The 9,715-nt window shown below is 67.2% G+C and carries 12 protein-coding genes; 8 read left to right on the top strand and 4 right to left on the bottom strand.

Going from position 1 to position 9,715, the window contains the following annotated elements; translation table 11 throughout:
• The first annotated feature begins 24 nt into the window (after positions 1–24).
• The 8 genes from fabD (at position 25) to WCJ52_RS08770 (ending at position 7,030) form a co-directional block, all read left to right on the top strand.
• Positions 25–969: an ACP S-malonyltransferase gene (fabD, locus tag WCJ52_RS08805; RefSeq protein ID WP_336902930.1), complete on the top strand. Its 945-nt coding sequence runs from the start codon at positions 25–27 to the stop codon at positions 967–969.
• An 11-nt stretch (positions 970–980) separates the two neighbouring features.
• Complete coding sequence (gene fabG / locus WCJ52_RS08800; protein ID WP_336902929.1) at positions 981–1,718, top strand: 3-oxoacyl-[acyl-carrier-protein] reductase; 738 nt, start codon at positions 981–983, stop codon at positions 1,716–1,718.
• Positions 1,719–1,856: 138 nt separating this feature from the next.
• Complete coding sequence (locus WCJ52_RS08795; RefSeq protein ID WP_110449928.1) at positions 1,857–2,096, top strand: acyl carrier protein; 240 nt, start codon at positions 1,857–1,859, stop codon at positions 2,094–2,096.
• 76 nt (positions 2,097–2,172) lie between these two features.
• Positions 2,173–3,456 carry a beta-ketoacyl-ACP synthase II gene (fabF, locus tag WCJ52_RS08790; protein WP_336902928.1) on the top strand — a complete coding sequence of 428 codons (1,284 nt, stop codon included), beginning with the start codon at positions 2,173–2,175 and terminating at the stop codon, positions 3,454–3,456.
• Positions 3,453–4,445, top strand: a complete 993-nt coding sequence (gene mltG / locus WCJ52_RS08785) for an endolytic transglycosylase MltG (protein WP_336902927.1) — start codon at positions 3,453–3,455, stop codon at positions 4,443–4,445. Before fabF ends, mltG begins: the two co-directional genes overlap by 4 nt.
• Entirely contained in the window at positions 4,445–5,332 is an 888-nt protein-coding gene (locus tag WCJ52_RS08780) for a DUF1732 domain-containing protein (RefSeq protein WP_336902926.1), read from the top strand. Before mltG ends, WCJ52_RS08780 begins: the two co-directional genes overlap by 1 nt.
• 22 nt (positions 5,333–5,354) lie before the next feature.
• The gene (gene gmk, locus WCJ52_RS08775; RefSeq protein ID WP_336902925.1) at positions 5,355–6,014 is read left to right on the top strand and encodes a guanylate kinase; all 660 of its coding nucleotides are present in this window, start codon (positions 5,355–5,357) and stop codon (positions 6,012–6,014) included.
• Positions 6,015–6,028: 14 nt separating this feature from the next.
• Positions 6,029–7,030 (top strand): aldo/keto reductase, encoded by a 1,002-nt coding sequence (locus WCJ52_RS08770; protein ID WP_336902924.1) that lies wholly within the window; start codon positions 6,029–6,031, stop codon positions 7,028–7,030.
• 94 nt (positions 7,031–7,124) lie between these two features.
• On the opposite strand, the gene WCJ52_RS08765 is transcribed toward WCJ52_RS08770, so the two are convergent.
• The 4 genes from WCJ52_RS08765 to WCJ52_RS08750 form a co-directional block, all read right to left on the bottom strand.
• Entirely contained in the window at positions 7,125–7,460 is a 336-nt protein-coding gene (locus WCJ52_RS08765) for a hypothetical protein (RefSeq protein ID WP_336902923.1), read from the bottom strand.
• Positions 7,461–7,558: 98 nt separating this feature from the next.
• Positions 7,559–8,380, bottom strand: coding sequence for a 16S rRNA (adenine(1518)-N(6)/adenine(1519)-N(6))-dimethyltransferase RsmA (rsmA, locus tag WCJ52_RS08760; protein ID WP_336902922.1), 822 nt, complete (start codon positions 8,378–8,380; stop codon positions 7,559–7,561).
• Entirely contained in the window at positions 8,377–9,372 is a 996-nt protein-coding gene (gene pdxA, locus WCJ52_RS08755; protein WP_336902921.1) for a 4-hydroxythreonine-4-phosphate dehydrogenase PdxA, read from the bottom strand. The genes rsmA and pdxA overlap by 4 nt, the downstream gene beginning before the upstream one ends.
• Before the next feature lie 10 nt (positions 9,373–9,382).
• The coding region (locus WCJ52_RS08750) for a peptidylprolyl isomerase (RefSeq protein ID WP_336902920.1) at positions 9,383–9,715 on the bottom strand (333 nt) is incomplete at its 5' end.

Below are 9,715 nucleotides of genomic sequence, written 5' to 3'. Positions count from 1 at the left end.
AGTATTTGGGGAGGAGCGCCGGTCATGAGTCTTGCCTTTCTGTTTCCGGGCCAGGGCAGCCAGGCCGTCGGCATGGGCACCGATCTTGCCACCGCCTTTGCTTCGGCCCGTGAGGTCTTCGAGGAGGTCGACGAGGCGCTTGGCCAGAAGCTCTCCACCCTGATGCGGGAGGGGCCCGAGGACCAACTCACCCTGACAGAGAATGCTCAGCCCGCCCTCATGGCCGTCAGTCTTGCGGTGATGCGGACCCTGGAGCGCGAATTCGGAATTGGCATTGACCGCGCTGCCTTTGTGGCGGGTCACTCCCTTGGCGAGTACTCGGCCCTCTGTGCGGTGGGTGCCCTGTCCCTCTCCGACACCGCGCGCCTCCTGCGGCTTCGCGGCCAGGCCATGCAAAGGGCGGTCCCGGTGGGCGAGGGGGCCATGGCCTCCCTCATCGGCCCCAAGAGCGACCTGGCCCTTGCCGAGGCCGCTGCCGCCGCCGGTTCGGCGGTTGGCGTGTGCGTCGTGGCAAACGACAACAATGCCGGGAACGTCGTGATTTCCGGCGCGAAGGCCGCGGTAGACCTGGCCATCGAGAAGGCCAAGGAACTCGGGGCCCGCGCCATTCCGCTCAATGTCTCGGCGCCCTTCCATTGTCCCCTGATGCAGCCGGCAGCAGACGAGATGGCCGCCGCCCTGGCCGCTGCCTCCATCCAGGCCCCCCGGGCTCCGGTGGTGGCGAATGTTACCGCCCGGCCCACCCTCGACCCCGAAGTGATCCGCAGGCTCCTGGTCGAGCAGGTCACAGGCCGCGTGCGCTGGCGCGAAAGCCTGATCTGGCTGGCGGATCAGGGCGGGGTGACCCGCTTCGCCGAGGCCGGTACCGGCAAGGTCCTGACCGGCATGGCCAAGCGTATCGCTCCTGACGCCGAGGCCACGGCCCTCAACACCCCGGCCGATCTCGAAGCCTTTGCCGCCAGCCTCTGAGGAGATCCTGCATGTTCGACCTGACCGGCAAGACCGCCCTTGTCACCGGAGCCACTGGGGGCATCGGTGCAGAGATTGCCCGGGCCCTTCACGGCGCTGGCGCCCATGTGGTGTTGTCCGGAACCCGCGAGGCTGTCCTTGCGGACCTGGCGACAGAGCTCGGCGGACGGACCAGCATCGTCCCGGCGAATCTTTCCGACTCCGCTGCGGTGGACGGTCTGATCGGCCTGGCCGAGGCCGCCGCGGGACAGGTCGACATCCTGGTGGCGAACGCCGGCATTACCCGAGACGGGCTTCTCCTGCGGATGAAGGATGATGACTGGGAGCAGGTCCTGAAGGTCAACCTCGATAGCTATTTCCGCCTGTCCCGGGCCGCCCTTCGGGGAATGATGAAGCGGCGATTCGGCCGGATCATCGGAATCACCTCGGTGGTCGGCATCATGGGCAATCCGGGCCAGGCCAACTATGCGGCCTCCAAGGCGGGCATGATCGGATTTTCCAAGTCGCTGGCGCAGGAGGTGGCGACCCGCGGCGTGACCGTGAACTGTGTCGCGCCAGGTTTTATCGAGAGCCCGATGACCGACGCCCTGAACGAGGCCCAGAAGGCTCAGATCCTCGCCACCATCCCTAACGGCCGGCTCGGCTCCGGCGGCGATGTGGCGGCGGCTTGCGTCTATCTGGCCAGTGACGAGGCCGCATATATGACCGGGCAGACCCTTCACGTGAATGGCGGCATGGCCATGATCTGACCCGCTGGCCTGATCGGGGGGAGCATGCTACCAAACCCTCGAACGGTGAGGCCCCGGGTCTCGAATCTGGGTCCGGGATCGGTTGACATCACGTCGCTGGTCGCGGAATGAACACTTGAACAACAGGGACCCCAACGTATGTCCGATATCCTTGAACGCGTCCGTAAGATCGTCATCGAGCACCTCGACGCCGATCCCGAGAAGGTTACCGAGAAGGCCAGTTTCATCGACGACCTGGGCGCCGACAGCCTCGACAACGTCGAGCTGGTCATGGCCTTCGAAGAAGAATTTGACATCGAGATTCCTGACGACGCTGCCGAGCATATTCAGACGGTGGGCGATGCGGTGAAGTTCATCGGAGAGCGTCTGGGCGGCTGATGCCTCCAGGACGTCGAAGATCTGACCGCCGCGTCCCTTCGCTGTGACGCGGCGGTTTGCATTTGCGGAGGGCTCCATGCGTCGCGTCGTGATTACTGGAATCGGTCTTCTGACCCCATTGGGGCAGGGAACAGAGATTACCTGGAAGGCGATCCTCGCCGGTAAGTCAGGCGCGGGGCGGATCACGACCTTCGATCCCGAAGGCTACGCCTGCCAGGTGGCCTGCGAGGTTCCGCGCGTGGACGGCCGCGGTGGCGGCGGTCCGGATGTGGAGGGCACTTTCGATCCTGATGCGACCCTTTCGCCAAAGGACCAGCGTCGGGTCGACGATTTCATCCTCTACGCGATCGCCGCGGCCGACGAAGCCGTTGCCGACTCCGGCTGGAAGCCCCAGACTCAGGAGGATTTCGAGCGCACCGGCGTGATCATTGGTTCGGGCATAGGCGGCTTGGCCCGGATTGCCGAAACCGCCATTGAACTTCACGAGAAGGGCCCGCGCCGGGTCAGCCCCTTCTTCATCCCGTCGGCCCTGATCAATCTCGCCTCGGGCCATGTCTCCATCCGCCACGGCTTCAAGGGCCCGAATCACTCGGTGGTGACGGCCTGTGCCACCGGTGCTCACGCCATCGGCGACGCCGCCCGAATGATCCGTTACGGCGACGCAGACGTCATGGTCGCCGGGGGTGCTGAGGCCTCGATCTGCCCGCTTGGAGTGGCTGGATTCATCGCCTGCAGGGCCATGTCCACCGGCTTCAACGACACTCCTGAGAGGGCGAGCCGACCCTACGACAAGGACAGGGACGGCTTTGTCATGGGCGAGGGCGCTGGCGTCCTGATCGTAGAGGAATATGAGCACGCCCGAGCCCGCGGCGCGAAGATCTACGCCGAGGTCGCCGGCTACGGAATGGCTGGAGACGCCTATCACATCACAGCTCCGGCCGAGGACGGCGATGGAGGCTTCCGGGCCATGCGCGCGGCCGTTCGCGACGCGGGTATAGAGCCCTCCGAGATCGACTACATCAACGCTCATGGAACCTCGACGCCCCTGGGCGACGAGATCGAGCTGGGGGCTGTGACCCGTCTCCTTGGAGACGCGGCTGCCCGCGCCACCATGAGCTCGACCAAGGCGGCCACTGGCCACCTCCTGGGCGCCGCCGGGGCGATTGAGGCCGCCTTTGCCTGCCTTGCCATCCGGGACCAGATCGCGCCGCCGACCCTCAACCTCGACAATCCCTCGGTGCACACCTTGGTGGACCTCGTTCCCCATAAGGCCAAGCCGATGAAGATTGATATCGCGCTGTCCAACAGCTTTGGTTTTGGCGGGACCAACGCGTCTCTCGTCCTCAAGAAGGTCCCGTGAGGACAAGGCCCCGCCCGGCGCGCTGGCGGGGTTTCGCCGGGGTCGGGCTCCTGTTGGCTGGCCTGCTCCTCGCGGCCTACCTGAACCTGGGCCCCGGGCCCACGGCCCGGGCAGGCCCCTCGACCCTGGTCCTCCTGCCGAGGGGGGCGGGTGTCTCCGAGGTGTCCCGGGTCCTGAAATCTTCCGGCGTCATCCGGTCGCAGCTTCTCTTCCAGGTCCTTGCGCGCGCCACGGGTGCGGGGCGGTCCCTGAAGGCGGGGGAATACGACATCCCCAGCCGGGCACCGGTCCTTTCGATTCTTTCAGATCTCCAGGCCGGACGGACCCTGCACCGCAGCGTCACCCTGCCGGAGGGGCGGACGTCGGCCATGATCGTTCGGCAGTTGCAGAACACGGAATGGCTGTCCGGGGACCTCGAAGTTCCTGAAGAGGGCGTCCTGCTTCCGGAAACCTACCGCGCAGACCGGGGTGCCAGTCGCCAGTCCTTGGTCGACCGGATGCGTTCCGATCAGCAGGCCCTCCTCGACCGACTATGGGCGGCGCGCCAGCCGGGCCTGCCCTTCAATTCGCCTAGAGAGGCGGTGATCATGGCCTCCATCGTCGAAAAGGAGACCGGACAGGCGGACGAGCGCAGGCGGGTCGCCGGGGTCTTCATAAATCGGCTCCGGATGGGCATGCGCCTACAGAGCGATCCCACCGTGATCTACGCCGTCAGCCGGGGCGAGCCTCTGGGTCGGGGCCTGAGGGCATCGGAACTCCTGAGCCGGAGCCCCTGGAACACCTATGCCTATTCCGGCCTGCCGCCGACGCCCATCGCCAATCCGGGCAAGGCCTCCCTGGAGGCCGTCCTGGACCCCATTCAGACGAAAGAGTTGTACTTCGTGGCCGATGGCAGTGGAGGGCATGTCTTCGCCCGCACGCTTTCCGAGCATGAGGCGAACGTCGCGCGCTGGCGCGAGATCGAGCGCGCACGGGCGGGAGGCGGCTGATGGCGACGCTCAGTGGAATGACCGGTTTCGGGCGTACAGAGGGCGCATCTGGTGGCTGGTCCTGGGTTGTGGAGGCCCGGTCCGTCAACGGGCGCGGCCTGGATGTGCGGTTTCGTGGACCCCCGGGCTTTGACGCCCTTGAGCGTTTGACCCGGGAGGCAGCCCAGGCCCGTTTCCAGAGGGGACAGGTCTCCGTCACGGTGACGGCCCGCCAGGTTGAGTCCGGTGCCCCTGTGCGGGTCAATGTCGATCTGGCCCGGCGTCTGCTCGAGGCCGGTGAGCCCTGGATCGCCGAGGGGCGGGTGCTGCGGCCCACCCTGGACGGTCTTCTCGGCCTTCGCGGCGTGCTTGAGGGCGAGCCCGTAGAGGCCGATCCCCTGGCCCTCCAGGACGTCGGGTCGCAACTGGGCGAGTCGGTGGTGGCAGCCCTCGACGCCCTGGGTTCCGCCCGCCGGGAAGAGGGGCTGCAGTTATTGGGCGTTCTCGCTGGGCATCTCGACGCGGTGGAGTCCGGGGTCCGGCGGGCGTCGGCCCTGGCCGGGGCTCAGGTCGAGTTCATCCGGACGCGGTTTGCGCGTCGTCTCTCCGAAATCGCCGGGGAGGGTCCGGATATTGCCGAGCGGGCCTTCCTTGAGGCCGCCGCCCTGGCGGTCAAGGCGGACGTCCAGGAGGAACTCGACCGTCTTGAAGGTCATCTGGCGAGCGCCAGGATACTGCTTGCCGACGGCCTGGGAGTCGGTCGGCGGCTCGATTTCCTGACACAGGAATTCATGCGGGAAGCCAATACATTATGTTCGAAAGCTGCAGTCCCGGAACTGACCCGGACAGGTCTGGACCTCAAGGCGGTGATCGATCAATTTCGAGAGCAGGTCCAGAATGTCGAGTGAGATCGGAATGGGGGGAACTTCCATGACTTCGACGGAATCCGCCCGCCCCTGGGAAGTTCAGAGGCGGGGGCTCCTGCTGTTGATCTCCAGCCCTTCGGGCGCTGGAAAGACTTCCCTGTCCCGGCGTCTGGTCTCGGACCATGAGGACCTGGTTTTGTCGATTTCCGCCACCACCCGGGCACCGCGTCCTGGCGAGGCCGAGGGGCGCGAGTACTATTTCGTCTCCCCGGAGCGGTTCGACGAGATGGTGGCGGGCGGCGATCTGCTGGAATGGGCCCACGTCCATGACCACCGCTACGGCACCCCACGGGCACCCGTGGAGGCGGCCCTGGCCGAGGGCCGGGACGTATTGTTCGACATCGACTGGCAGGGCGCGGCCCAGATCCACAAGGTCCTGCCCGAGGACAGCGTCAGGGTCTTCGTCCTGCCGCCCTCCTGGGCCGACCTCGCCCGCCGGCTCCATGCCCGGGCTCAGGACGCCGAGGCGGTGATCCAGCAGCGCCTGGAGCATGGGCGTGAAGAGATCACCCACTGGGGCGACTATGATTATGTCATCGTGAACAAGAATTTCGACCGGGCCTTTGCCGACCTCGGCCACATCTATCGGGCTGAGCGCATGAAGCCCTCGCGCAATCCCTGGCTTCCGGACTTCGTCCGGCGGCTGGGTTCGGAATCCTCCTGACCCCGGAGCGTCACATGAAGACCCGCAAGCTTGGCCCGTTCGAGGTCTCGGAAATCGGACTGGGCTGCATGAGCCTGTCCCACGCCTATGGCCCGCCGCCACCCCGGGCCCAGGCCGAGGCTGTCCTTCTGGGCGCCCTCGACGCCGGATGCACCTTCTTCGACACCGCTGCGGTCTACGGGCTCGGTCACAATGAACGCCTGGTCGGAGAGGTCCTGGGACCGCACCGTGACCGCTTCGTCCTGGCGTCGAAATGCGGCCTCTCCAGGGGCGAGCAGCGGGAGTTGAACGGGCGTCCGGAGGTCCTGAAGGCGACCTGCGAGGAGAGCCTTCAGCGTCTGGGTGTCGACGTGATCGACCTCTATTACCTGCATCGCTGGGACCGTCGGGTGCCGATCGAGGAGAGTGTCGGGGCCCTGTCCGACCTCGTGGCGCAGGGTAAGATCCGTTCAATTGGCCTTTCCGAGGTGTCTGCAGGTGCCCTGCGTCGCGCCCATGCGGTGCACCCCATTGCTGCCCTTCAGACCGAATATTCGCCCTGGACGCGCAATCCCGAGATCGCCGTCCTTGACGCTTGCCGGGAACTTGGCGTTGCCTTCGTAGCCTTCAGCCCCGTTGGGCGGGGATTCCTCGCGGGCGGCGTCCGCCAGCTCTCCGGCCTGGACGCGGGTGACTTCCGGGTCGGCATGCCGCGCTTCCAGGGCGAGGCCTTCCTCAAGAACCTCGACCTCCTGGGCCGGTTCGAGGCCATTGCGCGCCAGGCGGAGTGCACGCCAGCACAGCTCTGCCTGGCCTGGCTTCTGCAGAAGGACCCGACCCTCATCCCCATCCCGGGGACGACAAGCCCGGATCACATGCGCGAGGACATGGCCGCCTCGGGGATCGTCCTGGCAGACGAGGTCATGGCCCAGGTCGAGGCCACAGTGAACGCCTCCACGGTTGCAGGGCCCCGGTATGCGCCGGCCATGCAGGCAAGCGTCGATACCGAGCGGCTTCCGGGCGAGGCTGCGGACTAAAGCTCGGCACCTCAAAAAGAAGAAGGGCCGCCCCGGGGGACGGCCCTTCCGAATGCAGTCTGGAACGGCTGGACTCCAGCCGGTGCAGCCTGACTTACTTCTTTTCAGCCATGGCGGCGCCGGCGGCTTCCTTGGCGGCACCAACGACTTCCTTGGCGGCACCGGCGGCGGCGGCAGGAGCAACAGCAGCGGCTGCGGCAGCGCCTTCGGCCATGGCACCAGCGGCGGCCGGAGCGGCGGCGGCGGCGTCAGCAGCCGTGGCAGCGGCGTCGGTCGCGGTGGCAGCAGCGTCGGTCGCCACGGCGGCGGCGGCGTCGGTCGTGGCAACGGCGGCGTCAGCGGCGGCGGCGGCCGGAGCGGCGGGCTTGCTGCAAGCGGCGAGCGATGCGATGGCGGCCATGGCGGCCACAGTCAGAGCAATCTTCTTCATTGGAACTCTCCCGAGATGTCCTAGCGGACGCCCGGCACCACGATGGCATCGGAATCACCCCAGGGACGGACAGACCCTAGGCCCGACATTCTCTCTGATCAAGCTTTCGTGAGAAGGACGTCCGCGAGTGCCAGGAAGCCGGGAAGGGACAAGGTTTCCGGTCGTGATGACGGATCCACCCCCGCCGCCCGGCACAGGTCCTCGCCGCCAAGGGACTTGAGACCCGAGCGCAGCATCTTTCGTCTCTGACCGAAGGCGGCGGCGGTGACGGCCTGAAGCGCATCAAGGCGTTCGCCGCCGATGCCGTCGTCCCGCGGAACCAGGTGAACGACAGCAGAAGCCACCTTCGGGGGTGGGGTGAATGCCCGTGCGGGGACTTCCAGCACGATCCGTCTGTCGGTGACGGCCGCTGCGAGGACGGACAGCCGGCCATAGGCCTCGGCCCCCGGGTCCGCGACGATCCGGTCGGCGACTTCCTTCTGGAACATCAGGGTCAGGGAAGCCGGTCGGAAAGGTCCGGTCAGCCACTTTATGAGCAATGCAGTCCCGACGTTGTAGGGAAGGTTCGAGACGATCGCGGCGGCATGGCCTCCGGCAAGCTGGCGCTCGTCCACCCGCAGGGCGTCGGCAAGGATCACCTCGAGCTGGCCCGGAAAGGCGGCACTGAGGTCCTCGAGCAAAGGCGCAAACCGGGCGTCGCGTTCGATGGCGACAACCCGGGCCCCGATTTCCAGGAGGGCCTGCGTCAGGCCCCCGGGTCCCGGTCCTACCTCGATGACAAGGCCGCCGGGCCCGCATCCCGACAGCCGGGCGATCTTTCGGGTGACGTTCAGGTCGAGGAGGAAGTGCTGGCCCAGCCCCTTGTTGGCCAGGAGCCCATGGGCGGCGAGCCGGTCGGAGAGACGCTCGGAAAGGGTCACTCGGCGCGCCGGTCCGCGATGGCCGCTGCAACCTTCAGGGCGGCGATGAAGCTATCCGGGCGGGCCAGTCCCTTGCCGGCGATATCGAAGGCGGTTCCATGGTCGGGCGAGGTCCTGACGATGGGCAGGCCCAGGGTGATGTTCACCCCGCCCCAGAAGTCGAGCATCTTCACCGGGATCAGAGCCTGGTCATGATACATGCAGACAATCGCATCGAAGCGTTCCCGCATCCCTGCAGCGAACAGGCTGTCGGCGGGCAGGGGACCTGCTACGTCCATGCCCTCCGCCCGGAGGACTTCTACCGCGGGGCGTATCAGATCGATCTCCTCCCGCCCGATTTCACCCGACTCGCCGGCATGGGGGTTCAGCCCGGCGATGGCGAGACGAGGGTGGGCGCAGCCGAAGTCCCGTGCCAGGGCCTGTTCCGTGACACGGATCGTCCGCAGGAGACCCTCGAAGGTCAGGGCCGCCGAGACACCGGAGATCGGCAGGTGGATGGTCGCCAGGGTCACGCGGAGATCGGCCGCCACCAGCATCATGACGGGGCCCCTTTCGCCGGCGAACGCCGCGCCCGCCGTCAACTCGCCAAGGAATTCTGTGTGCCCGGGATGTCGGAACCCGGCGGCCTTCAGGACGGCCTTTGAAACAGGGGCCGTGACCAGGGCGGCGGCCTCCCCGGTCAGGCAGGCCTGGGTTGCCTCGGTGATCCAGCGGGTCACGGCTTGCGCGTGCCCGGGATCGGGATGACCCGGCCGGACGGGGCCTGCAAGCGGGGCCCCCAGGACGGGGATCGCCTCGGGGAAGACGCCTGCGGCCGCCTCCAGCCTGTCCAGGGTGACGACGGGCGCACCTGCGGCCCTGAGGACCGTGGGGTCCCCGAACACGGCGAAGGGGTGATCGCCTTCTGTCCGGCGGCGCCAAGCCTCCACGATGATTTCCGGGCCGATGCCTGCGGGATCGCCAAGGGTGACGGCAAGGGGCGTGGCCGGCATGCCGGCGTGCCTAGCGAGTGTCGATGGTGGCGGCGGTGCGCAGGTCGCGCATGTAGCGCCGGGCGATCATCGACAGCTGCTGGCCATAAAGCCGCCCCTCGATCTGCTGGCGCGAAGCCTCGCCACCGCCGGAGGCTCCGCGTCCACAGACCGTGAGGATGTGAAGTCCCACATTGGTCCGGATGGGGTCCGAGGTCTGGCCAGGGGAAAGGCCCTCCACGGCGGCCCGGAAGGCGGGGGAGAGGTCCTTGAGTTCGGCATCGCCCAGATCAGCAGCGATGACGCCGGCGACCTTGCCAGCCTCGGCCTCGACCGTTTCGCAGCCCTTCAGTCGGGAGCGCAC

The sequence above is a fragment of the Phenylobacterium sp. genome (assembly GCF_037138395.1).
Taxonomy (GTDB): domain Bacteria; phylum Pseudomonadota; class Alphaproteobacteria; order Caulobacterales; family Caulobacteraceae; genus Phenylobacterium.
Note: the sequence above shows the minus strand (reverse complement) of the source record. Positions and strands in the feature narration are given on the sequence as shown.

Bases quoted from the DNA above. Each gene is read 5' to 3' on its own strand.
- fabD (WP_336902930.1), top strand. From the start codon at position 25: ATGAGTCTTGCCTTTCTGTTTCCGGGCCAGGGCAGCCAGGCCGTCGGC.
- fabG (WP_336902929.1), top strand. From the start codon at position 981: ATGTTCGACCTGACCGGCAAGACCGCCCTTGTCACCGGAGCCACTGGG.
- WCJ52_RS08795 (WP_110449928.1), top strand. From the start codon at position 1,857: ATGTCCGATATCCTTGAACGCGTCCGTAAGATCGTCATCGAGCACCTC.
- fabF (WP_336902928.1), top strand. From the start codon at position 2,173: ATGCGTCGCGTCGTGATTACTGGAATCGGTCTTCTGACCCCATTGGGG.
- WCJ52_RS08780 (WP_336902926.1), top strand. From the start codon at position 4,445: ATGGCGACGCTCAGTGGAATGACCGGTTTCGGGCGTACAGAGGGCGCA.
- gmk (WP_336902925.1), top strand. From the start codon at position 5,355: ATGACTTCGACGGAATCCGCCCGCCCCTGGGAAGTTCAGAGGCGGGGG.
- WCJ52_RS08770 (WP_336902924.1), top strand. From the start codon at position 6,029: ATGAAGACCCGCAAGCTTGGCCCGTTCGAGGTCTCGGAAATCGGACTG.
- WCJ52_RS08765 (WP_336902923.1), bottom strand. From the start codon at position 7,460: ATGAAGAAGATTGCTCTGACTGTGGCCGCCATGGCCGCCATCGCATCG.
- pdxA (WP_336902921.1), bottom strand. From the start codon at position 9,372: ATGCCGGCCACGCCCCTTGCCGTCACCCTTGGCGATCCCGCAGGCATC.